Raw genomic sequence first — 24105 nt, 5'->3', positions numbered from 1 at the left:
GACCGTCGCGCAACGCGAATTTTTGCAGCGTCAGCACCAAAACCATTTTTGGGGAACGAATCATGCCGCAGAAATCGAACGCCACGAAGGCGCTTTCGGGTACGTTGCGTGCCGACCGGCTTAAGGGTATCGCGGCCGATCAATTGACCGTCGCGCCGCCACCGCCGGACGGCATGTCATCGCGGGCGGCTGCGGAATGGATCCGCGTCGCGCCGCTCGTCGTGAGCTTGGGTCTATTGAGCGCGTCCGACCTGCGCGCGCTTGAACTACTGGCCGAAACCTTGGCAACGGAGGCGCAGTTACGCGAGACGCTGGACCGTGAAGGATTGACGATTGCGACCGGGTCGGGCGGAAGTAAAGCGCATCCGGCGCTGCGCGCGTTGAGCGATGCGCGCGCCCAATCGGCCCGGCTACTCGATGCGTTCGGCCTGAGTCCGCGTGGACGACAGGCCATTGACGCGCCGCCGCCGGTGCCTGCTGAAAATCCTTATGCGGCGTTCGTTAAGCCGATTCGGCCGCAACGTTGAGGAAACTGGGTTCCGGATTGGTTCCGGCTATCCCGAAAAGCAAAAAGCCCAGTTACAAAAACTGGGCTAACTCATTGATTCTACTGGCCCGCCCTACACGATTCGAACGTGTGACCTACGGCTTAGAAGGCCGAAAGATACAATATTCCGCGACGTTGATCGAATTCCACTAATCTTGAAAAATTCATTATTTACAGTCACTTATAAATGATGACACCCCTACCATGTTGACCTGAATTGATCGAGCCACCTAGAATCCGGTTACATGGCGGTTACATGCGGATGCACGTAACCCGACTTTCACAAGAGGGCAGTCTGAGTGGCAAAGATCAATTTCACGGCGGCGCGGGTCAACGGACATTTTTGCCCCGTCGGCAAATCTCAAGCGTTCGTATGGGATTCTGGTGCAACCGGCCTCGGACTGCGCGCAACGACAGCAGGCGCCCTAACCTACGTTTGGCAAGGCAAGTTACATGGGGCAACCATTCGCATCACGATTGGAGCTCCGAAAGATTGGAGCATCGATAGAGCACGAGACGAGGCGCGGCGCCTCAAACGCTTGACAGACAGCGGGAAGGATCCCCGCGAAGAAGCTGCAGAACTGCGTGCCGCCGCCGAACAGCGTCGCGCAGAAACACTCCGGCAGGATGTCACCATGCTGGCGGCGTGGTCCGCATACATCGAAGCCAACCGAAACCGATGGAGTGAGCGTCATCTGTATGACCATGAGAAGCTGGCACAAAATGGTGGCGAACCAAAGAAACGCGGCAGAGGCTTAACGATCGCTGGGCCACTTGCCGCCCTGATGCCATTAAAGCTGTCACACCTGACCGCTCAGGTCGTATCTGAATGGTTGGAAGCCGAGGCAAAGAAGCGCCCGACGAATGCTGAACAGAGTTATCGTAAACTTCGCGCCTGCATTCGATGGTGTGATGACCAGCCGGAATACTCGGGGTGCATTGCACCAAGTGCGTACGCCTCTCGAGCAGTACGCGCCGCCGTACCACGCACCAAAGCCAAGAGTGATTGCCTGCAACGGGAACAACTGCGCGCATGGTTCGCGGCTGTACGCCAAATAGAAAATCCCGTTATCAGCACGTATTTGCAGGGTCTCCTGATTACTGGGGCTCGGCGCGAAGAGCTCGCCGCACTGCGTTGGAGGGACGTGGACTTTCGCTGGCGCAGCCTCACCATGAACGACAAGGTCGAGGGCGCCGGCGGCCGTACGATCCCGCTCACGCCATATCTGGCAAGCCTCCTGTCGAACCTTAAGCTAGTGAACGAGACACCGCCGAACAGGCGGCAACTGGCCAGCCTAACTGAACAAGGGAAGTCATGGATGCCATCTGAATGGGTGTTCGCCAGTAACAGATCGGAGGACGGAAAAATTGCTGAGCCCAGGAAAGCCCACAACGGTGCACTGACTGCCTTCGACCTACCTCACCTATCCCTGCACGGATTGCGGCGGTCCTTCGGCACACTCTCCGAATGGGTCGAGGTCCCCGTCGGAGTTGTCGCACAGATTCAGGGGCACAAACCATCCGCGTTGGCCGAAAAGCACTATCGGCGGCGCCCTCTAGACCTCTTGAGGAAATGGCACGATTTGATCGAACGATGGATGCTGCAGCAAGCCGGCCTCGGCCATCTCGTTGCGTCTGCTTCCGAGATGTTTACTGACGGCGGACAGGCAGAGTCAGTGCCAACGATCTAATACTCACCGCGGTTATCGGCCCTCCTCCGTCGCGTGAAAGTTGAGAGCGATACGTGTGATCGCGTTGCAACCGCTCACGGCTTCCGTTCCAGTTTCCGGCATTGGGCCAGCGAACACGGCTATGCTCGAAATCTTGCCGAACGTGCACTGGCTCACACCGTTAAAAATCAGGTCGGGGCCGCATATCACCGCACCGTACCGACCTACTGGAACAGCGACGGCCACTGATGGAAGCGTGGGCTCAACACGTCTTTTCGGCAGACTAAAGGGGCATAAGGGCTTACGAGCACGCCTGTAAGCTGTCTGTTCCTGCCCAAAAACCCCTACCGCTAGGGCATCGTTCAATCTTCGACAATCGAGCGCCTCCACCGAGGCCCTGCCTCTCGCCGTCACCACCATATCGGTCGGAAGCGCGCGTTTGCCGCAGTGCGTCCTTCACTGCTTTTTCCCATAGCCGTCGGGCATCAGGTAGATCGCCAAGTTTCAAGCTTAGAGCTTTTAGTTTAACTAGCGAATCGTCACTCGACACGATCCCACGCATAACCGCTTCTGCAGTCATGGAGCTGACACTCATCTCCAAAAGGTCAACCCGCCGAGAACTGGTCCGCGTCAGCGCGTCCAAGCAAGCACGAGTGAGCCTCTTACAATGGTCCCACGACCAATACGTCGACCCACCAGGTAGCCGGCCGCCAAGAATCTGCTGTTCCTCAAGCGAAAGGTGCTCGTCCCATGCCGCGACGTACAGCAAATCGAAGCTGACACTGAGCAACGTCTTGCCAATGGACGGCTCACAGCCCCCGCTCCAACGAAGAGCAGCGCTGCCAAAGTGCTCTCGTTGCGTTCTAAGCGTGACATACGTCCAGTTTGCAGAAATCACTCTCACACGGTTGCGTCTATGTTGGCGTCCGGATGTGACCCAAGCGCGTGGCCTACGTCGGCCCAAATTGAGCGAGGTAGGTCGCTTCCGAGATGCCGTACTTGTGGCACAGCTCCGCCGGCTTCAAGCCTGCACCAGCTTCTTTCAAAATCCCTACGATTTTCTCTTTGGCTAATCGCTTTGTATTGCTGCTCCCCTCTGGAACGGACTCTACACCGTCACTGTACTCAACTCGGAGAGTTGAGCACATGGCATATTTAGGCCGAGCACATCGAATACTAGATGTGGCCTCCGCATGAAAATGAAAGAAAACAGAACGAAAGTCGCAAGGCATTATTATAAACAATGATAGATTTTGTTTCGATTCTTGCCGCATTCATGTAGAGCAAATCCTCTAACGATTTGTATGCTCAATCCATTTTTGGCACTTGCATCAAATTTCCGTCTCTCATAAGCTGACACAGCCAATTGAAGAGCAATGTTGCTCCTTTAGTGGCATTTTTTTGGAGGAATCATGAACGAGCAAGTCAAAATCGTTGAAGAAGATGCAAAATTGCTTGAATCCGAGCAAATTTCGGAAGAAGAAGTGACGTTCTCGCTCAGCCAGATTTTGTCGAACAAGGAATGGCAGGAGTAAGCACCCTCGGTTTTTAGGGTGAATGCAGCCATATCCCGGGAATGGCTGCATTTTCATCTGTTTTATACACCTTGATTTTATCAATTCCGCAAGGCGAGCACGACAAATTACTAGTGCGCCTTTGAATTCAACCATTGTAAATATATAAAGATGAATTCTGCGATATTCGGTGATTTTCTTGAAAAAGCAAGAAGCTCAGTTCGCGAAATATCGGCTGAATATGCGCAGGAGCTCCTAGCCACATATGTTCCATTTTTTGATGTGCGTGAGGAAAGCGAGGTTGATCAGGGAATAATCCCTGGCGCTCAGGCGTGCGGGCGGAGCTTTTTGGAAATGAGGGTTACCGAGCAGGTACCCGATCTCGGCTTGCCGGTGGTCGTCTATTGCGCGAGCGGTGTTCGTTCGGTGGTCGCTGGGGCCTCCCTGCGCGCTCTAGGATATACAAACGTCATGTCACTCGCGGGTGGTCTAGCCGCCTGGAAAGCAGAGGGCCTACCGGTCGTCAAAGGTGCTTCGCTAAGCAGTGGCGAGCGCAATCGGTATGGTCGCCAAATCATTTTGCCGCAGGTCGGCATTGATGGTCAGGCAAAGCTCAAACGCGCTAGGATCCTCGTGATCGGAGCTGGTGGGCTGGGTGCGCCATGCCTGCAATACCTCGCGGCGGCAGGCGTAGGGACGATCGGAATCGTGGACCATGACAGTGTCGACCTGAGTAATCTGCAACGGCAGGTGATCTATGGTGTTCAGGATATTGGCAAGCCGAAGGTGTCGGCCGCTCGAGATCGACTGCTGGCGATGAACTCAGATGTGCGCGTAAGCACATTTTCCGACAAGTTTGACGCCGCGAATGCCCTGTCTATTTGCCGGGATTTCGACATTCTCATCGATTGCACAGACAATTTTACTGCCCGATATTTGGTTAACGATACCGCCATCGCGTTGAATTTGCCGGTGATACATGGCGCTGTTTTTCAATTCGAAGGTCAGGTCGCCCTACTCAATCACGGTCACGGCCCGTGCTATCGCTGCATTTATCCCGAGTCACCGCCCTCGGAAATCGCACCAACGTGCTCGGAGGCGGGGGTGATCGGTGTGGTGCCAGGCGTTATTGGTACGTTGCAGGCTGCCACGGCGATCAAGCTCGTTTTGGATCTGGACGTCGAGCCGGGTTTTTCGCTGATTTATCACGCGCTCGATGACGCATTCAGCAAGCGTAAACTCCGAGCGCGGGCGAATTGCACATGTCGATCCGGCAACGAGTCAATAATACCGAAGGTCTAACATACCGAAGCGGAGGCGCTGTGCCCCAACGTTCAGTTTTGATTCTCGATGATTTTTATGACGAGCCGATGGCAGTTCGTGACTTGGCATTAAGCCTAGAATTTCGTCCCAAAGACGATGCAATGTACCCCGGCGGCGAAGCCTATTCAAACGCAATGGACTGGGAGAGCGTTCGCCAAAGAATTATCGGAGAACTGGGTGCGGGTTCCGTCGAAACGCCGATTCCCGGAAAAAATTTTGCGCAAGGTAAGTTCCGACTCGCAATGAAGCAGCACGAAAAAACGCGTCCCGACGCTGTTCACCAGGATACGCAACGTTACTCGGCCATCGTTTATCTAGCACACGACGCCGACTGCGTGGGGGGCGTCGGTCTGTATCAGTGTAAGCTAAGTGGACAGACGTCGATGAATCTAAAATGGTTCAATATGTTGAGCGAGAAATTCGGAGTCGGCATTAAAGATCCGGATTTCGCCACATTGGTGAAAAACTACTGCCTCGACTGGTCAAATTGGACGCAAATAGGAGAACTTCCAATGCGTTTCAATCGTTTGATCGTCTTGATGGCTCGCTGCTTTCATGCGTCCACGGGCATTTTTGGAAATGATGCTGCATCCGGACGTCTCACTCAACATTTTGAGATTTATCTATAAATGCCGCTAATCAACGTTTCCCTTCCCAGTTCGATTTTCAGAGAGCGAAATCTGGAAATCGAAGCCGAGAATGTCAACGATCTTTTTGTCAAAATTAGAAAATCGAACCCAGTTGTATTCGACGCTTTGTTTCGCGAGCGCAATACCGGCATCGTGCCGAAAGCCTTCGTGGCCATCTTTCTCAATGGTGAGCAGGTTTTTGCAATCGAAGGTTCGCTCAATGACGGAGACCGGGTGTCCTTCGATGTCGCGATCGCGGGTGGCTGACACATGGACGCAAGGAAACTACAACAGGCCTATCTTCGGGCGATGTATACCGGCGCTCCAGCAACGGTCTCCTCTGAAGAGGATGCGTTCTTTATCGCACAATCTTCTGCGGAGCGTTTGATTGTCGAACATGCGGCCCGCATCCGAAATCTGCGGACCGTACTGCACGACGATATGCGTCTTCTCAAAAAGGTCCTGGACAAAGCGTCGCTTTTGCCTCACGTGAAGGCTTACGCGGAATCAGATCTATTTTGGTTGCATCGCGGCCGCACGCTCATCGAAGACTTCTGCCTATACTTTGTTGAGCACACATCGGCCACACCAGTACATAAGTTGCTGGCCTGCATTGAGGGCGTGTGTTCGGGACTATCCATTAAGACTGCAGTCGCTTCACCTTGGGACGAACACGATATGCAGCAACGCGGCGATGTTACTACGGAAACCTTTCTCGCACCGTTCTCTTTGCCCTTCAAGCAGATTTTCGACTCCAAGTCTGACTTTCAACCGACAAAGCAGCCGGTTACCTGCGTGATCCGAAAATCCGGCGCAAAGATCAACGTGAAATTCATAAAGGACTAGACATGCAGAAAATTGGTCTAGGACTCGACTATCAGCACAGACAAAGCTACAGTCTGTCGCTCGGAGATTTGTTGCATTCACTCGCACCACGTTTGTCCCATGTGTCGATTGTTGGTTTAGTGACAGATGACGACGTGCGCGACTTTAAGGCAATGACCGCACTCCCGATTCTACATCATTTCACGGGAGTCGCGCCTGGCGGGGCAGACGGCATAAATCTCGTCAATCTGAAAAGACAGTGCGAAATCAGTAGCGCGCTTGACGCGGTCTGGTGTCTGGAAGACATCGGTATCTGGCATATTGGCCCGTACAACATACCGTACTTCGCGCCACCGGTGCTTTGCCGTGAGGTCTTGGACCAGACCATCAATGGTCTTCGCCGTCTCAAATGCGAAACCCCGGTGCCCTTTTTGGCTGAATTGCCGTCGTTCAGTTTTCTCGCTGGCGACATGACACTCGAGCATTTCTTCGGCGAACTGCTTGCTGAGACAGACTGCGGGATGGTACTTGACGTCAGCCATGTCTTCTCTTACGCGATCTATTGCAACCAAGATCCACTTGAAGTTTTGCGTGCGCTGCCGCTTGATCGCGTGGTAGAGATTCACATTGCCGGAGGGAGTGTTCACCCAGAGCACATATGGCGCTATCGAGATACCCACGTGGAGCCGATTGTGGAGCAAGTCATTCCGATCCTTGCGGCTGCGATTGATCACTGTCAAAACCTGCGAGCGATTACATACGAAATAGGACTGGGCATTTCGCTCGATCTTGTCGATCGAGAAATCACGCGATTGCAAGTCATTGCGGAGGCGAAACACTTCGTACCCCGCCTAACTAAGACCATGCCGATATGAACGCCAATCTAATTGCGGCTTCGGCGCTTTCACTAAACGGAGCCGGTTGCCGAATCGCGGTATACGACGATACGAATAGCCGCGCCTTTAGGCGCATACAGGACGTGCTCGATCCGGATGAGCACGTGCGCCGTATAACAGGTTTCCTGACCGACGAACGCTTGCATGGCATCGCACGTGGTAGCGAAGTCATTTCGGTCAATGCACTCGATTGCATCCTCGAAGGCTATGACGTTGTTAAGACGCGTCTCGTGGATACTCACGGCCTCATTCACATTGAAGCGCATGCCTACTCATGCCCCGCAGGTAAGGCGACAGCTGCCTTTGAGGGGCAATTCACGCGAAATGCGCGCGACTCGAAGCTGAGAAGTCTGGTTCTGTGCTCACCTGGACATGACCCGTTTCGCGTGCGATTCCCAGCAACTTCGAACAACGTTGTTTCAGTCGGTCTAGTGCGCTCGGACGGAACAGTGGTAGGCGCAGGGCTTGGAGATCTGCTCAAGCCCGCGCTGCTGTTGAGTGATGAGCCGTTTCCAGCGCTGAGCCGCGACGGGCGTCTGGTTCCCGTGACGGGAACATCTCCGGCCGTAACATTTGTTGCGGGCCTCGCCGCCATGCTTTACGAGCGCTCGACACAACCGGCAACTCCGTCAGAGCTCTACGCAGGACTTCTGTTGTTGACATCGCCCTTTAAAGATACTTTCCTCCTGAATCAGATTGACGTGCTGCACCAGGCGGTTGGCACCCAGTTGCTTGAAGCAACGAAGTCTCGTCGTCGTTCGGTAAGAATACGCGTGACGCGCAATACGGATCCACGGTGCCGGCTCTCGTTGGTGGGTGATGCCTGCGTAGCGGAATCTCTGGCACCCAATCACCAATTCGCTCTTTCAGTGACATCAACCGTGGACGGGATAGCGCGACGGACACAAGGCCAACGTGTCGTGCTGGCGTTCGACGAGCTTGGCGCAGGCGAACGGCGTGATGTGACGTTAGAAGTCAGCGGCTTGGCAGAGGGATGCGCAATTGCGTGGACGGGGGCACAACTTGAGGTGTTGGATGATTCGATCGTTCCCGTTAAGAATGTCGGCGATCACGTAGTCGTAGGAATATCCGCCAGCCACGATGCCTCAGCGGTTCTGTCGGTCAACGGTGAGCTGATCGCTGGTATTCAGCTCGAGCGCTTAACTCGCGTCAAGCACGACGGCGAGTCCTCGTTGAGCCACGACGACGCGATCCAGTATTGTTTGTCCACGGCTGGACTGACGGCCACGGACGTCGACACTTTTGCCTTTAATATACAGGCGTTGACGCCGGGGTATGTCGGGCTGAGCCAGCCGCTGGCCCGCAAATCGTTCACTCTGTTCGACCCGCTGGGTGATAAGGCTCTTTTTGTCAGCCATCACCTATGCCACGCATTCGCGGGTTTCAGCGGGAGCACGTTCGACAGTGCGACTGTCATCGTGGCCGATGGATCTGGCGGCGTCGCGGTGGGCGCCAGCGACCTCATCCTCGATGGCCGTCAACTCGGCGAGTACCTGGGCAAGGGAAAAGGCGCCGATCAACTCCGCCTCCATACTTTCTCCGTCTATACATTCGACCAGGCTGGCTTTCAACTCAAGCATCGTGAATATGCGCGTTCGTTCAATGTTCGTAGTGGAAGCGAGTCGCTGGGCGAAACCTATGCATCAGTTAGTCAGTTCGTGTTCAATTCGTGGCAGGCCTCTGGCAAGCTAATGGGGCTTGCACCGTATGGCTCTGCTACACCGGATCAGAGCTATTTGGAGAGAGGCGAAGACGGCGAGCTTAATTTCTCATTCAAATGGAAGTTATCGACCGACGGTGTGTCCGATTCGTCGGACGTCATGCGATTCAGCAACCTCGCAGCAAGAATCCAGCAAGATCTCGAGATCGCCATTCTTGATCGCTTTCAGCGGCACGTTGAGGCGGGTGACAACGTCGTATTCACAGGCGGTATTGCATTAAATGCGGTGGCCAACTCTAGGATTCGTTCGGAGATTCGTCCCAGGGAGCTTTTTCTGTTGCCGGCGCAGCACGATGCCGGTGTCGCGATTGGCGCCGCGGCGGCAGCTGTTTTCCGTTCGAGCGGAAAGGTGCCTAGCCGATTTTTTCGACACGACTTCCTAGGTTACCGGTATAGCGATCGCGACGTTGCATTAGCTATCAACCAATTTGCTGATCGTCTGAAGGTGCGTAGAGTCACGCCGGGTGATATAGCCTCCGGCATCGCGGATGGCGCGGTCTACGGCTTCTTCTCATTGCGCAAGGGTAGTGAATTCGGTCCACGAGCGCTAGGCGCAAGATCTATCCTCGCCGATCCTCGCAAGCGTTCGGTCTGGCAGTTCGTCAACAAATGGGTGAAGTATAGGGAAGAGTTTCGGCCATTCGCACCCATGGTGGCCGCAGATGCGCTTTCAGATTATTTCGAGGCGAGAGGCTACTACCCGTATATGTTGGAGGTAGTAAAAGTACGCGAAGCTTATCGATCAGAACTCGCCGGAATCACCCACGTGGACGCAAGCGCACGCGTGCAAACCGTATCTTCAAGTGAAGATCCGGAGATCTATGCCTTGCTCGCAGCATTCCATGCGAAGACCGGATTTCCCGTCCTCATGAATACGTCGTTCAACGTGCGAGGGCAGCCAGTCGTTGAACAACCTATTCACGCCATCGAAATGCTGTTGAGTACGCAATTGAGTGGCGTGATATTCGGGGACTTACTTGTCGAAATTATGGATGCACCTGACACGCTTGGCGCGGAGGAACGCCTCATGTTCTCACCGGGAACCGGCTTCGAGTTCACAGCCGACACAGACGGTACGCGAGGTGCCGTGAAAGTTCGAAGCCAGGGAAAAATGTTCCGTGTTTCCGCGTCGATGATTAAGGTATTGCAGGCATTAAGCATCGGATGCACAGTGGCGGATGCAACAAGCCGCGCCGGACAAGACACCGCAAAGTGTCTTGATACGTTGCACCGCTACGTGAGACTGCGCATATTGAACCGGACCCGTACGGTAAAGCCATGAGTTTGCGTAGCCTCACGCCTAAGCAGGTCACAACAATGCTTCTGGCAAAGAAAGAGCAGCTCGGTATTTCTCGTATTGCCGACCTCGGTCCGTTTACGACGCTTAACGTCCGGGTCGTACAGGCTGTTCGAGTCGCGCTAGTGAAGGGGCAGGTCTCGGCGACGACCGGAAAGGGATGGAATCTCCGTGACGCTATCTGTGGTGCCCTAGGCGAAGCAAGCGAAAGATACTGTGCGGCGCATATGACTGCGCCTGACCCATGCATTGTCAAATCACTTCCGACGGCCGATCTGTCTCGTTGGGGACATGAGGTTAGCTTTATGCCGAGGGATTTCTGTGTTTCGGACGAATTGTTGTCGAACGACCGTTATCTCGTGCCGGCTCTCGAGGTATGTTTTCCCTATCATGGCGTCGACTTGCAGCACACACTTATTCGTCCGCATACATCTGGACTCGCGTGCGGCGCCACGCTTGACGAAGCGACGTTGTTCGGCTTGATTGAAGTCATCGAACGTCATGCATCGTCGGCTTTCTTCGAGGCCTGCAGGAGCATTGGAACAGGCACCCTCATCGATCTCGACAGTGAATTTTCTCCGAGAGTTACTGCAACGATACACAATCTTAACGACAACGGTTACGAGTGTCTTTTGTTCCGGATCGATGCGTTCCTGCCGGTGTATTACGTGGCTATTCTGGATGCTTCGAATCTCGGCCCAAAGTTCATGGTTGGCGGCGTGGCAGCACATCTGAATGAAATAGATGCACTTGAAGCTGCCCTGCTTGAGTCCATGCAAGGAATTGTCATAGCGGCGCAAGGCGCCCGGGAAGATCTCGTACGCTTTGACAAATCGTACCGCGACCAATCTGCTAGCAGCGAGAACCCGTTCTACCGCATACGAGCCATGCTGGAACGCCGAAATCCCACCCGACGATTCGAATCGTTGGCTTCAATACCAATGCCACTGACCGCTCAAGATGCATTGCATCGATTGCTCAGTCAATTGCGTTCCAACGGGTTCGACGAGGTATACCGATGCGATTTATCCCGGCCTGAGATACCGTTAAAGGTGGCAAAAGTCATCGCGCCCGGGTTGTTCGATACTCGGGTCAATCCTTCGAGGAAAAGTCATGCTGCTGCAAAGGCGTAGGCCTCCCGTCGTATTTGGCGGCCCTTCATTGCGCGAAGTGCGGCGTCTCTACCCGTATAGCTTCGACTATCGTCCGCCCGTCCGCCGCGGCGATCTGCATGAACTACTGGCCGAGCGATCCGCATCGCGAGGATGCGTCTTGATTACGGATGGTGTATTCGGTGAAAGCCTATCAGTCTCGCCGATCGAATGTATAGACATGCTGGAGGCGGGGTGGATCCTGATGGGCTCCTCCAGTATGGGCGCGCTTCGTGCAGCAGATTGCTGTCGTGTGGGCATGATCGGAGTAGGAGACATATTCTTCAGCTATCGCACCGGCTATTTTCATTCGGATGCTGATGTTGCTGTGCTCTACGACCAAAAGGCGCAACGTGAACTGAGTGTCTCGCTTGCTCATGCTGATCACCTCATCCGCGTATTGACAGTACGGCGAACGTTTAGCGATATAGTGCGGCGGCTCATTCTAAAAGATCTGCGCGCGATTCCCTGGTACGAGCGCAATCCACTTCTTGCCGGTGAAATTCTTGCGCGCCGCGTAGGCGATCCACAGATCAAGGGGGAGTTCCTCGCGTTGTGGGAAGACGTGGGGCACAACCCCAAGGTTCGAGATGCAGTTAGTGCCTGCAATCTCCTGTCAAAGTATTTTTTGAAGAACATTGCCTGAATTAGGAGTATCCATGACATGGCTCAAAAAGTTGGGGTATTTCTACAATATCGCAAAAGGCGGAGAATCGATTTCAAATCAGATGTCTCATCTGATCGTAGGCGTGTTGAGTGGGCTACCGGGCTTCGCGGTCTCCTTACGGGTCGGCATCGGGTTTTACCTTAGCGCTGTGTTGGAATTGCCCGCAGGAGTATTTGCCGACGTATTTGGACATCGACGTACGTTGGTATATGGCTACGCAATTTGCTCGGTTGCCACCCTATTCTTGTTCTTGGCGTGCCACTATAGTCAAACATCCGCTTCATTGACGCTATTGATCGTGAGCACCAGTTTGAGCGCGTTCGGCGGGGCGCTCGTCTCAGGATGTCTGCAGGCGTTCATGCAGGATTTTATCGATTTGCACGTTTCCAAGTCTGGTCTTCGGGACGAGGAAGCCAATGAATTGCGCACAAAAGCACTGCCCCTCTCACAATCCTACGGAAATTTCTTTTCTGCTTTTCTTCCCGTTTTGGTATTGGCATTAGTGTTTGGAAATTACTATCTCACACGCCATAGCGAATGGTCATTACTTATTCCCACCATAATTTATGCCGGACTTTCCACATTATTCTTTTTCACCAAAACCGAGATAAATATATCACCAAAGTCACGCAACACGTTCCGTCGACATTGCCGAGAATATGGGCAGAGGGTCGTGCTATTCGTATCCGAGCTTCGGCGGCGCGAGACTCCTGAGAGAATTCGGTTCTTGATGACGCTCCTTCGAATGGTTCTATCAATCCTGACGATCATACATGTTCACACCTATCTTATGGTGTCGCAACTGCGGCAGATTAGCCTGCGAGATGGTTCGTGGCACGTCGTACTAATAGGATTTCTCGTTGTAGCTGCATTTGACTTCGCACACTACCCAAAAGGCTGGATCGCACCTGCAGTTTCAAGGAAACTTAATGCTAGCCAATTGATATATTTTTCGCTGATCGCCCAAATTTTTCTAGCTCTGCTGGCGTTCTTTTGTTCGCGTGCTGGTCACTCAATTGTCGCGGTCATTGGATTTGCACTTTTTTTTAATGCACTTTATTCCCCTGGGAATATGACGCTGCAATCGAAGTTTCTCGTTGACGTACCCAACCATCTGCGTGCCACCGTCTTTAGCGTTGTCCAAATCATCGTGCTAGTCGCATATGGATCCTACTCCGCGCTGCTGACGGTCAATGGTACAGGTGTAGACAGCCCTGATCGAATTTTTATACAGTTGATGGTGCTAGCCGGCACTATAATTAGCCTTACCATCGCCTGCGACGTCATTGCGTTTAAGGGTGCTAACCGTGTAAGCCTGGATGACGCACAGGCATAATTTTTCGCTTTTGATCACGAGAGTTTATATTCATGTCAGCGCACAATATTCCCGCTTCCGGCTTGGTGACTCGTCGCTTGATTTTGCAGGCGCTGCGTACCGACGATGCAGCCCAACTACTGCGATACCAGTTGGAGAATCGAAAGCATTTGCAGCCGTGGGAACCTTTGCGTAACGACGAGTTCTTTACATTGGAGGCAATCAAGCGAAGAGTCGAGGGCATGGTGCATCAGATGAACGAGGGGAACTCACTTCATTTGCTGATCCGAAGCATCGACAGTGATGCGATGATTGGAGAGTGCAATTTTACGAATATCGTGCGCGGCCCTTTTCAGGCTTGCCATCTTGGATTTTCCGTCGCAGCGAGCGCTCAAGGGCAAGGGCTGATGTATGAAGCGTTGGAGCGGGCGATCGAGTTTGTCTTTGGGACTTATGCACTACATCGTGTAATGGCGAATTACCGACCGGAGAACGTTCGTAGCGAGCAACTTCTGAAGCGTCTAGGCTTCGAAATTGAGGGTAAGGCGCGGGCTTATCTTAAAATAAGCGGAAGCTGGGCCGATCACGTGCTGACCTCCCGCATCAACGACAAGGTGTAGTGCCAGGCGGCGGGCCTGTCAGGGGGTGTCAGCAATTTCGTGTTCAAGGCATATGATACTCCGAAGGAGACTATATGCCTCGCAAACCGAAAGCCAAACCGGTAGACCTGTCGGCGATTCCCACCGAGTTGCTTGAGCAATTCGGCAGCGGTCCGACGACGGCCGAAGCGATCGACGCCGCAACGCTGGCCCTCAAGAAGGCGCTGATCGAGCGAGCGCTGGGCGGCGAGATGAGCCACCATCTCGGCTACCCAGCTGGTGCAGCGAAGCCAATCACCGTGACCAATCAGCGCAACGGTACTGGCGCCAAGACAGTCCTGACCGAGGACGGCCCGATCCGTATCGAGGTGCCTCGCGACCGCGATGGCAGCTTCGAACCGTTGCTGATTTCCAAGCATGAGCGACGTCTCACGGACTTCGACGACAAGATCGTCGCCATGTATGCCCTACCACGCACCGAAAGCGATGACGATCTGAAAGCTTTGTGTACGTCGTTGACAAGCACTCGCCGCCTCGTGCCCGAGCGGCTGCACGCATGCGCTCCATCCCGTCCGGATCGGCCATCCGCTTCGAATGCGTCACATGTGAGCACGGTACGCACCACGAGCCTTTGTGCAAATTGGCGGCCGTCTTCTCGAAGACATGCCCTTCACGGCACATGAACCGGTAGCGGGCTGTCCTGCCAGAATACCGTTCGGACAAACAACGCCCTCCCGCTTGTCGCGCAAGCCCGTCTAGTTGCCGCAGGGATTCCTCGTCGCGGCAAGTCGGGCACGCGACAAGATGGTAGTACAGATGGGAACCCGATCGGCTGACCTCGTGGCCGTTGCGGCATCGGACGCGATATTGCGCATTCCATCCGCGCCATTCGGATTTCAGCAGCTTGAACCCGTAAGGCAGAAGCGCCTCGCGTAATCGTTTCAATTGATCAGCCGACAACGTCACTACCCCGCGCGATTTACCTGCTCTACTCGATGTCGCTGTAGTCCATGATAGTCCAGCAACAGCCTTGATTATTTCCACGATACTGCAAATCTGCTTGATGAATTTGCTATCACCGCCTCCAATTGGTGCACCCGTTGGTTTTTAACGATCTTTAACCGACGCTCTGTTGTAGCTGGAATCTAGTTTTTTTCAAACCTATATCACCTTCACGAGCACGGCCAGCTACGGCCGCTCCGCCGATGCATTCCCGCACCGGCGCACTTCGCTCAGGAGTTTCCGTGATCTCTGATCCCCCTACCTTTGTGTTGATCGTGCTGGGCCTCGCGCTCGTCGCCATGTTCGCGGCGGGCTTCTACTGGCTCGCCACCAAGGACCGGCCAACACGCCCTCATCCGCCCATCCCGCCCTCGCCAACTCACCGCGCCACCGCCACGCGTACCTTCGATGTCGACGAAGCTGATGAATGGGAAGCGTTCGCGCCGTATCCCGATCATGTCGTCCGAGCAGCGCACGAAGCGGCCACCGAATTGCACGACAGCTATCCGCCATTCGGCCGGCATGAAGAACCCGCCCATACCCCCCACGCGACTGACGCCCGCCACGACCTGCACGACGCGATCGAGTCATTGATGGGCGAGCCGGACAAGCCGACGCCACCCAAGCCCGCCATCACGCCGTCGCCCGCATCGACAATCCGATGTCCGCGTTGTCTGTCCTCGCGTATCGATACGCGCAATCGCGCCCGCAAAGCCGGCAGCACGATCGGCAGCGTTGCGGGAGCCACGGGCGGTATGGCCGCCGCGCTCGCGGGTGCGGAGACCGGCGCGGTCGTCGGCTCGATCGCCGGCCCGATCGGCACCGTGTTCGGCGGCCTCGCCGGCGCAGTAATCGCCGGGCTCGTCGGCAGCGCCGCGGGCTGCGCGGCCGGTTCCGCTGTCGGTGGCGCAATCGATGACAACGTGCTGGACAATCACCACTGCCTCGCGTGCGGCCACGCATTCAGTGCCGCGCAGTGCTGAACGGCTCGCCTCTCCCTCTCGCCTTTCTCCCCTCAATTCCCTTTCCGTCCGGCGCTCGCCGGGCTGTATGCCCTCGTCTTTTTACAAGGAGCAACCATGCATCTCGTTCAAACAATGGCCTACGTCGGAGCCGAACCCTGGCACGGTCTCGGAAACAAACTCGCCCCGAAACAACCGCTCGAAGTCTGGAGGCGTGCCGCCGGCATGGACTGGACTATCGAGGAAGCTGAAGTCCGCTTCGTCGCCGCTGGCAACCGCAATCTCGGCTCAATACACGCTTTTCCCGAACAGAAAGTACTGTATCGCTCGGACACCAAGGCACCGCTGTCGGTCGTCTCCGCGCGCTATCAGGTCGTGCAACCCGAAGAGATTTTGGAGTTTTATCGAGACCTGACGGAGATCGGCGGCTTCCAGCTCGAGACGGCTGGCGTGTTGAAGGAAGGCCGCAAACTCTGGGCTCTCGCGCGCACAGGCCAATCCGGCACGCTCAAGGGAAAAGACGAGGTAAACGGCTACCTTCTGTTGGCTACCGCTTGCGATGGCACGCTCGCGACGACGGCGCAGTTCACGTCGATCAGAGTCGTTTGCAACAACACCCTGCAAATAGCCTTGGGAAACAACGCCGGTGCGATCAAGGTCTCGCATCGATCTCAGTTCGATGCAGCCGCCGTGAAGCGGCAGCTCGGCATCGCCGTTTCCACATGGGACGCCTTTATGGTCCGCACCAAGGCGCTATCCGAACGCAAGGTGACGGACTCGGCAGCGGAAGCGTTCCTGCGGCGTGTGCTGACCTACTCCACCGCCAATCTCCCCGATCGCGATACGGTTGCCGTCAACGAGCGTGCGATCAAGGCGGTTGGCCAGCTCTATGCCGGTCGCGGCAAGGGTGCGGATCTGCCGTCCGCTTCCGGTACAGCATTCGGGCTGCTCCAAGCTGTCGTGGAGTATGTGGACCACTACCGCCGCGCGCGCAGCGATGACCACCGTCTCGACGCCGCTTGGTTCGGTGCAGGAGCAACGCTCAAGCAGCGTGCTTGGGACGAGGCGATGAAGCTTGTCGCATGACCCAACTGCCCTCTCCCTTGATCGTCGGCACACGAATCCAGATCCCGCGCGGAACCGGGTTACGGTTCGGCGGCCGATACGCGACGATCCTGCAAATCAAACCTCAAGGCACGACTGTCCACCTCAGAAACGGCAAGCTCGTAACCTTCGCCCACAACGCGTTGCAGGACGCATTCCGACGCACCACCTCAGCGTAGCGTCGTTCCCCCGTATTGACTCACCGTTGGCCCGGTCAGATTCGTCTACCGGGCTTCTTCGTTTCTGGAGGTCCCGTGAACACCCCTCACCCCGAACCACCGCGCGCACGTAAGCCCGCGCTGAAGCTCGTCAAGACGCAAGACTTGAGCCGAGACGATTGGCTGGCTGTTCGTCGTACCGGCATTGGCGGTTCCGATGCCGCTGCGGCTGTCGGCCTGAATCCCTACATAAGCGCGCTGGAATTGTGGCTCGACAAGACCGGACGCGCCGAAGGTATGCCATGCCCCGATCCGAACGATACGACTTCGCCGACCTACTGGGGAACATTACTGGAGCCCATCGTCGCGGCGGTCTATACACAGCAGACCGGCAACATGGTCCGCAAGGTTAATGCGGTACTACGTCATCCATCGATCCCCTGGATGCTCGCCAACATTGACCGGGAGGTTGTTGGTGTGCCGGACATTCAAATTCTCGAATGCAAGACCGCTGGCGAATTCGGTGCGCGGCTCTGGCGTGAAGGCGTGCCGGAGTATGTACAGATCCAGGTCCAGCACCAGTTGGCCGTCACGGGCAAGTCTGCCGCACACGTCGCAGTGCTGCTGTGCGGACAGGCGCTGGAAGTCCATCGAATCGACCGGGACGACGCATTGATCGGTCGGCTCATCGAACTGGAGCAGCGATTCTGGGGCTACGTCGAGACGGATACGCCGCCCCCTGCCGACGGATCGGAATCGGCCGATCGCGCGCTGCGTCACTTGTATCCGGGCAATGGCGAAACGATCGACTTCAGCGACGACCACCGCCTGTCGTCGGTCTTTGCCGATCTGGTCGCGGTGCAGGCCGAGATCGAGACGCGCCAGCAGCTCGAAGCGCAGTTCAAGCAAACGATCCAGCAAGCCATGGGTGACGCAATCCGGGCCGTATTCGCGACGGGCTCCGTGTCGTTCAAGCGCAGCAAGGATTCATCCACCGTCGATCTGGCTCGCCTGCTGGCGGATCACCCCGAGTTCGAAACGCAGTACGCCACCTTGAAGCCGGGTTCCCGGCGCTTCCTTGTTTCCACCTGACCGGAGGCCCTTCATGTCGAAACCGGTAACGAATCTCGAGTGTGTCACCGAGATCATGACGTTCTCTCGATACGGCGCGCTCGCACAAGCGTTCGTAATGGATGCGTTGAGCCAGCACGCAGCGCGTGTTGCCACAACACCACCCGAACAGTTGCAAGTCAACCCGATGATCAGGGCTCGCGCCTGGCACGGCGTCGCCCTGGAAATCCACGCCAAGCTCGAAGCGCACTTTTCCCGGTAGTCCGCATCGCTCGCAGTTCTCTCCTCTCCCTTTCAATTTTTGAGGACCATCATGCTCAAAGGTCTCGCCATCACGCCGCCCGTTGTCGGGCGAATCTCCATCGGGCGCATCGTCGAGAAGAACGGTAAACGCATCCCGGAGAAAGACGACCAGTTCACGCTCACCACCCAGGTCCAGCAGCGCGGCGAGTGGATGTTGCATCCGCTCAACGAAACGCTGCGCAAGGCAACGGCTGGCAAGCTGCGCTCGATTCCGGTTCGCGTACTGTTCAACGACCCGGACCTGAACCTTCGGACCGAGTACTCGCTGTTCGATCGCGATACCGGGCGCCCCGTGTGCGTCGGCAATGGTGAACAATGCCGGCGCGTCACTGACACCGGTATCGAGGCCCTTCCCTGTCCGTCTCCAGATGGTTGCGTCTTCGGTCGTCAGGGCGGCTGCAAGCCCTACGCTCGATTGAACGTGATCGTCGGCGACGAAGACGAGATGGGCTCGTTCATCTTCCGCACCACGTCCTATAACAGTATCCGGACGCTCGCCGCGCGCCTGCATTACTTCCGCGCCGTATCGGGTAATCTGCTCGCCTGTCTGCCGCTGGAGTTGAAACTGCGCGGCAAGTCGACCACGCAGAGCTACAGGTCGGCCATCTATTACGTCGACCTGGGTGTTCGCTCCGGCAGTACGCTCGAACAAACGCTGATCGAGGCAAGGGAACTGGACACGCGCCGACGCGCCGCCGGTTTCAATCAAGCCGCGCTCGATACCGCAGCGAAGCTCGGGTTCGCCAACGGCGCGTTCGAGGACAGTCCGGACGAGCGGGCGGCCGTCGCCGAAGAGTTCTATCCCGACACGGCGGACCCCTCTGATTCCGGAGACGGTAACGCCACCGACGGCTCTCCGACGCTGCGCCAGAAACTCGAACGCAGGGCCGTACTGCTGGGCGGCAAGGCAGCATGAGTACGCGTCGCTGGGCACTCGTTCTGGCGATCGCCGCGACCACCACCGCGCTTTGCCTTTCGGTGCTCGCCGGCTGGCAGCGCGGCGGCACGTTACCGGAACGGCTCATCTGGATCGCCATCGGCACGGTGCTCGTCACGAGCGCGCATCTGTTGCCGGCGTTGATCCGCGAGATGCCGATCGTCATTCGAAGCGTCGGCAGCCTGTTATGGGGCGCGTGTCTGGTGACGGCGTGTTACGGACATGCGGTGTTTTTCACATTCGCTCAACAGCATGCCGGCGAGCAACGCGCATCGGCTGTCCAGGCGCTCCCAGCGTCGTCCCCTGCTCGCAGCCTTACAGTCGTCATGGCAGAACGCGCCGCCGTGACGGCGCGGCTCGCCGCGGCGAACGCGCGTTACTGCGTCGGGAAGTGCGTCACGCTGGAAGGCCGTCGCGCGACGCTTACCGCCAAGGTAGATGCGCTGAACGCTGAGGCCGATGAGGTGCGGCGCCAGCAGGCCGCCACGGATCGAGTCACGATGCAGCATGACGCGTTACTCGCCGATCCGGTCACGTCGCGACTTGCCGCGTTACTCGGGGTCACGACTGCCCGCGTCGACCTGCTGTCGGGGTTGATGTTCGCGGCGGTGCTCGAAGGGGTCGCCTGCCTGTTGTGGGTCGTCACGCTTCGGTCGCCGTTATCGAAGTCAGCCCCGGTCACGATTGGCGTTGCGCTGCCAGCAGTGACGATAACGGCCGACGTGACTCAGCCGAAAGTCATGCCGGTCACGGACATGACTGACGCGACTCAGCAGCCCGTCACGCCAGTCACGGCGAGTCACCACGACGAGACCGTTAGTCGCAATTCCGTGACTCCCCATCACGACAGCACGACCAGCAGTCATGCGCCGCGCGATGATCCGATCACGTCGTTACCGACCGCAGTCCCGATCGACGACAACCTGTCACGACTCGTTGGAGATGTCGAGGCCGGTCGCGTCCGACCGACCGTCGCCGACATTCGACGTCATCTGGGTTGCTCTCAGGCCCGCGCCGCCACGCTACGGCGCCAACTCGTCGAACTCAACGTGACTGCATAAACAGCCGGGCCTCGAGCCCGGCTTTTTCATGTCTGTATTCATCCACTTCCACATCACCATGAAACATGGATCAGCACAATCTCGTTCCAAGTATCAGCATCGTGAACCTCGCCAACCAGCGCGTCGCCGTCGTCGAACGGGTGCGCGCCGCGCTCGATCTGCTCGGCGAAGCCCAGCAACTCGCCAAGGCTGCGCATCTCGGATTTCCACGACTCGTGCTCGATGAAAGCTACGGTTGTCGTGGCCGCCCGACCGTGACCGGCGAGTATGCGAAACGCGACGAAGCAGAGGCCGCTATCGTGCGCCTCATCGACATCCGGGGCTGGGACTACCTGCTGTCGGAATCGGGGTTACGTACCTTCATGGACGCCAAGGCTCGCGACCAATGGAGCAACCAAATTGCCGAAGGCGACGTGCCCGAATTGACGGCCGCCAACATCGAAGCCACCTTCGCCCAGCTCTACGGGGCGCGCGGTGACATGTTCGAACGCGGCGTACTGCAGTGCTTCAAGCGACTGTCGTGGAACTACAAAACAAACCAGCCGTTCAAGTTCGGGAAGCGCATCATCGTCCGGTATCTACTCTCGCAAGGCAGCTCGAATTATCACGTCACGAACGAACTGGACGATCTGATGCGGGTGTTCAGCGTGCTCGATGGTAAGCCGGAGCCGGATCATCGGCATGGCATGTCGGCCCTCATTTCGGACGCTCTGCGTCAACGGAAAACAGAGACCGAGAACGGCTATTTCCACCTGCGCTGGTTCAAGAACGGCAACGGGCACTTGACGTTCAAGCGTGTTGATCTGGTCGACAAGATGAACCGGATTCTCGCGAAGCTCTATCCGAACGCACTCGCGTCCGAAGTGCGGTAGTCCCGGGACGCGTCCTGCGTCTCGCCTTTCTCCATCCATTCAGCGAATTCGGTATCCGGCTCATCTGGCGGCCCGTGCTCGCCCGTTACCCCGGAGTCTTTCGTGAATCTGCCTTCCACACAAAACGCCGGTCCGCGCTTCAAGCTCGGCCGGATCTTCGCGACACCCGCCGCGCTGGAAGTCATCGCCGACGCGCACGTGTCGATCATCGACCTGTTGATCCGCCACATCCGCGGCGACTGGGGTGACCTCTCTGAATCCGACCGCCAGCAGAACGAGCTGTCGATCACCGCCGGGCTGCGCCTGCTGTCCGGCTACGTCCTGCCCGGCGGCCACACCGTTTGGGTCATCACCGAATGGGATCGCTCATCGACGACGTTTTTGCTGCCCGGCGATTACTAGGTGTCAGCGCGGTAGCGACGAAATCGGCGCATTGAGCAGCGCGTCGATGAAGGTGTGCGGATCCGCGTCCAGCGCCCTCAGGAAATCGAGCAATTCCACCACATCCACACGGCGAGCGCCGCTTTCCACCTTCGAGACGAAGGCTTGTGGGCGCCCGAGCCGGTCGGCGACGTCCTGCTGTAACAAGCCGCGCTGTTTGCGCAGCTCGGCGAGCAGCGTCGCGATCCGTTGATAGCGGGGATCGTGGATTGGATGGGTCATGAAGAGATTCTAGATACGCATTTCGAATATCCTGTATCCGTATACAGTATATTCGAGAGGCTTACATGTTTCAACTGATTTGGCTGGGCGGCGGCGTCGCTACTGCACTGGCCGTCGTCTTCGACATGCGCCGGCTCGGCGCTCGCCGCGTCGGCTTGCCACCGATCGGATGGGGCGTTGCGTCCGTATGCCTCGGTCCCATTGCGGGGGCGATCTATCTGAGCCGGCGGAGCGCAACACGGCAAGCGTTGATTGACGCGGTTTGGGTACTCGTCGGCGACCAGGCCGTTCCCGTTCAAGTCCGACGGGCACGGCTAACCGCTCTCGGGAGCGTGGGCTCGGTAGGCCCGGTGATTTACCGGGCGTGCTCTGCGGCCCTGGACGCAGAAACGCCTGTCGCGGCGGAGCAGACCACTCCCACTCCATCGCAGGTGACCGACGACGATCCCGGCCGCCCCCTATAAGGAAAAAACGATGTTGCAAACGACCAAAAATGTTCATCACCGCGGGGATGCTTACCTCAATCTGGCTTGCCCTATATGTGGCAGCCTGCCGATGCCGTACTTCGAGCGGGACGGCTACTACATCGACCGCTGTCCGGAATGCCGGTTCGTCTACGTCCGCAACGTACCGTCCGATGCGACGCTCGCCGAGTTCTATTCCGGCTACTACGGCGACGCCAACGAATTCGTGCCGGTCTCCCGGAAGCGGCTGTCGAAGCGCTTCTCGAAATCGGTCGAGAACTGGTGGCATGCGCGCAACCTCGTTCGATGCGCAGCGGGCCGGCGTAACCTGCTGGAGATCGGCTACGGCGAAGGACACCTGTTGATGGCGCTCAAGCAAACCCGACGATTCGAGCTACGGGGCGTTGACTATGCGACCGGGCCCATGCCGTACATGAGCGCGAACGGCATTGATGTGGCCCAAGGCAGCCTGTCCGATCAGCACTATCCGGACAACCGATTCGAGTTCATCGTCGGCTTCCATGTACTCGAACATGTTCAGCACCTGGGTGAGTTCATGTCCGAAGTGCGTCGCGTGCTCGCGCCTGCCGGCCGCGTGTACTTCGTCGTGCCGTGTGTCACGCATTTCTCCGCTGTCCGCCGCGGACAGAACTGGAAGCACTTCGGGCCTCCTGGACACCTCTGGTACTTCTCGGTGACGGCCATGAGGCAATTCATGACGGACCAAGGCTTCAAGGTCCTGTCCGCTCATTGCATCTCGAACCGGACGCATTTGACCGTGCTGGCCGAAAAGACGTCGTAGTCCGTCCCGTGCCTGGGTTCTGGCAAACATCACCCTCGGATCGCCAGAACCGTTTCGCCGACCGCCAAGGCGGTCGGCTCTTTTTCATCTGTGTGTCAGTCGAGCCGCGAGCGTTTCGATGATCGACACCAACGTCTCGCGATCCTGATGGTTCAGCTTCGTCAGCAACTGGCTGAGATACCGAGCCTGATCGTCGGGCCGGTGGCTGGCTTCCGTCAGCAGATCGGCGACATTGCACTGAAACACCTTGGCCAGCTGGACCAAGCGAGCAACCGTCGGCATGACGATGCCGCGCTCGATGCGCGAAATCGCTTCATTCCCGACCCCGAGCTGTTCAGCCACGTCCTCCTGCGTCAGTTGGCTCTCCTCCCGACGCCGGGCGATCGCCTTGCCAACCCGCCGGGCGAGCCGTGATTCTTCCGTATCCCGCATGTCCACTCCCATTCCACCTAGATGGTTGGGCATCGACTTCTTGACATGAAGGACTTACAGGGTTGAGATTCATCCTTTTGGGTTGATATTCGACTGATTC

25 protein-coding genes and 1 pseudogene are annotated in these 24105 nt (G+C 56.9%); 24 read left to right on the top strand and 2 right to left on the bottom strand.

Annotation, left to right across the window (positions count from 1 at the left end):
* Positions 1 to 62 precede the first annotated feature (62 nt).
* The 23 genes and pseudogenes from ACPTTC_RS07275 (at position 63) to ACPTTC_RS07165 (ending at position 22046) form a co-directional block, all read left to right on the top strand.
* Complete coding sequence (locus ACPTTC_RS07275; RefSeq protein ID WP_423392020.1) at positions 63 to 527, top strand: phage terminase small subunit P27 family; 465 nt, start codon at positions 63 to 65, stop codon at positions 525 to 527.
* A 319-nt stretch (positions 528 to 846) separates the two neighbouring features.
* A complete protein-coding gene (locus ACPTTC_RS07270) occupies positions 847 to 2238 on the top strand; it encodes a tyrosine-type recombinase/integrase (protein ID WP_423392019.1) in 1392 nt (463 codons plus the stop codon).
* Between the two features lie 1391 nt (positions 2239 to 3629).
* Complete coding sequence (locus ACPTTC_RS07265) at positions 3630 to 3752, top strand: hypothetical protein (protein WP_423392018.1); 123 nt, start codon at positions 3630 to 3632, stop codon at positions 3750 to 3752.
* 150 nt (positions 3753 to 3902) lie between these two features.
* Positions 3903 to 5033, top strand: coding sequence for a ThiF family adenylyltransferase (locus ACPTTC_RS07260; RefSeq protein WP_423392017.1), 1131 nt, complete (start codon positions 3903 to 3905; stop codon positions 5031 to 5033).
* Between the two features lie 20 nt (positions 5034 to 5053).
* On the top strand, positions 5054 to 5683 hold the full coding sequence (locus ACPTTC_RS07255; protein WP_423392016.1) for a DUF6445 family protein: 630 nt from the start codon (positions 5054 to 5056) through the stop codon (positions 5681 to 5683).
* Positions 5684 to 5950 (top strand): hypothetical protein, encoded by a 267-nt coding sequence (locus ACPTTC_RS07250; RefSeq protein ID WP_423392015.1) that lies wholly within the window; start codon positions 5684 to 5686, stop codon positions 5948 to 5950.
* Positions 5951 to 5953: 3 nt separating this feature from the next.
* Complete coding sequence (locus ACPTTC_RS07245) at positions 5954 to 6529, top strand: hypothetical protein (RefSeq protein WP_423392014.1); 576 nt, start codon at positions 5954 to 5956, stop codon at positions 6527 to 6529.
* Positions 6530 to 6531: 2 nt separating this feature from the next.
* Positions 6532 to 7383: a DUF692 family multinuclear iron-containing protein gene (locus ACPTTC_RS07240; RefSeq protein WP_423392013.1), complete on the top strand. Its 852-nt coding sequence runs from the start codon at positions 6532 to 6534 to the stop codon at positions 7381 to 7383.
* The gene (locus ACPTTC_RS07235) at positions 7380 to 10427 is read left to right on the top strand and encodes a carbamoyltransferase C-terminal domain-containing protein (protein ID WP_423392012.1); all 3048 of its coding nucleotides are present in this window, start codon (positions 7380 to 7382) and stop codon (positions 10425 to 10427) included. The genes ACPTTC_RS07240 and ACPTTC_RS07235 overlap by 4 nt, the downstream gene beginning before the upstream one ends.
* A complete protein-coding gene (locus tag ACPTTC_RS07230; protein WP_423392011.1) occupies positions 10424 to 11575 on the top strand; it encodes a YcaO-like family protein in 1152 nt (383 codons plus the stop codon). Before ACPTTC_RS07235 ends, ACPTTC_RS07230 begins: the two co-directional genes overlap by 4 nt.
* Positions 11556 to 12239, top strand: a complete 684-nt coding sequence (locus ACPTTC_RS07225) for a TfuA-like protein (protein ID WP_423392010.1) — start codon at positions 11556 to 11558, stop codon at positions 12237 to 12239. Before ACPTTC_RS07230 ends, ACPTTC_RS07225 begins: the two co-directional genes overlap by 20 nt.
* A 13-nt stretch (positions 12240 to 12252) precedes the next feature.
* On the top strand, positions 12253 to 13596 hold the full coding sequence (locus ACPTTC_RS07220; RefSeq protein WP_423392009.1) for an MFS transporter: 1344 nt from the start codon (positions 12253 to 12255) through the stop codon (positions 13594 to 13596).
* A 32-nt stretch (positions 13597 to 13628) separates the two neighbouring features.
* Complete coding sequence (locus ACPTTC_RS07215; protein ID WP_423392008.1) at positions 13629 to 14195, top strand: GNAT family N-acetyltransferase; 567 nt, start codon at positions 13629 to 13631, stop codon at positions 14193 to 14195.
* Between the two features lie 74 nt (positions 14196 to 14269).
* Positions 14270 to 14641 (top strand): annotated as a pseudogene (locus tag ACPTTC_RS07210) (transposase); the annotation flags it as partial.
* A 777-nt stretch (positions 14642 to 15418) separates the two neighbouring features.
* Positions 15419 to 16159 carry a hypothetical protein gene (locus ACPTTC_RS07205; RefSeq protein WP_423392007.1) on the top strand — a complete coding sequence of 247 codons (741 nt, stop codon included), beginning with the start codon at positions 15419 to 15421 and terminating at the stop codon, positions 16157 to 16159.
* A 96-nt stretch (positions 16160 to 16255) separates the two neighbouring features.
* Entirely contained in the window at positions 16256 to 17224 is a 969-nt protein-coding gene (locus ACPTTC_RS07200) for a DUF932 domain-containing protein (RefSeq protein WP_423392006.1), read from the top strand.
* A complete protein-coding gene (locus ACPTTC_RS07195; RefSeq protein ID WP_423392005.1) occupies positions 17221 to 17421 on the top strand; it encodes a hypothetical protein in 201 nt (66 codons plus the stop codon). The genes ACPTTC_RS07200 and ACPTTC_RS07195 overlap by 4 nt, the downstream gene beginning before the upstream one ends.
* A gap of 75 nt (positions 17422 to 17496) precedes the next feature.
* Entirely contained in the window at positions 17497 to 18492 is a 996-nt protein-coding gene (locus ACPTTC_RS07190; RefSeq protein ID WP_423392004.1) for a YqaJ viral recombinase family protein, read from the top strand.
* Positions 18493 to 18505: 13 nt separating this feature from the next.
* A complete protein-coding gene (locus tag ACPTTC_RS07185; RefSeq protein ID WP_423392003.1) occupies positions 18506 to 18733 on the top strand; it encodes a hypothetical protein in 228 nt (75 codons plus the stop codon).
* Positions 18734 to 18784: 51 nt separating this feature from the next.
* Positions 18785 to 19690, top strand: coding sequence for a phage capsid protein (locus ACPTTC_RS07180; protein WP_423392002.1), 906 nt, complete (start codon positions 18785 to 18787; stop codon positions 19688 to 19690).
* Positions 19687 to 20772 (top strand): hypothetical protein, encoded by a 1086-nt coding sequence (locus tag ACPTTC_RS07175; RefSeq protein ID WP_423392001.1) that lies wholly within the window; start codon positions 19687 to 19689, stop codon positions 20770 to 20772. The genes ACPTTC_RS07180 and ACPTTC_RS07175 overlap by 4 nt, the downstream gene beginning before the upstream one ends.
* Positions 20773 to 20837: 65 nt before the next feature.
* Entirely contained in the window at positions 20838 to 21644 is an 807-nt protein-coding gene (locus tag ACPTTC_RS07170) for a DUF4942 domain-containing protein (RefSeq protein ID WP_423392000.1), read from the top strand.
* 102 nt (positions 21645 to 21746) lie between these two features.
* Positions 21747 to 22046: a hypothetical protein gene (locus ACPTTC_RS07165; protein ID WP_423391999.1), complete on the top strand. Its 300-nt coding sequence runs from the start codon at positions 21747 to 21749 to the stop codon at positions 22044 to 22046.
* A 3-nt stretch (positions 22047 to 22049) separates the two neighbouring features.
* Here the strand turns inward: ACPTTC_RS07165 and ACPTTC_RS07160 are convergent, their stop codons facing one another.
* Positions 22050 to 22307 (bottom strand): helix-turn-helix domain-containing protein, encoded by a 258-nt coding sequence (locus ACPTTC_RS07160; protein WP_423391998.1) that lies wholly within the window; start codon positions 22305 to 22307, stop codon positions 22050 to 22052.
* Positions 22308 to 22781: 474 nt separating this feature from the next.
* Between ACPTTC_RS07160 and ACPTTC_RS07155 the strand changes: the two genes are divergently transcribed.
* Entirely contained in the window at positions 22782 to 23573 is a 792-nt protein-coding gene (locus ACPTTC_RS07155) for a methyltransferase domain-containing protein (RefSeq protein ID WP_423391997.1), read from the top strand.
* An 84-nt stretch (positions 23574 to 23657) separates the two neighbouring features.
* Here the strand turns inward: ACPTTC_RS07155 and ACPTTC_RS07150 are convergent, their stop codons facing one another.
* Positions 23658 to 24005, bottom strand: a complete 348-nt coding sequence (locus ACPTTC_RS07150) for a helix-turn-helix domain-containing protein (protein ID WP_423391996.1) — start codon at positions 24003 to 24005, stop codon at positions 23658 to 23660.
* Between the last annotated feature and the right edge of the window lie 100 nt (positions 24006 to 24105).

Source organism: Burkholderia mycopellens, assembly GCF_964265025.1.
Lineage (GTDB): Bacteria > Pseudomonadota > Gammaproteobacteria > Burkholderiales > Burkholderiaceae > Burkholderia.
This window is presented reverse-complemented; position numbering and strand designations above follow the sequence as displayed.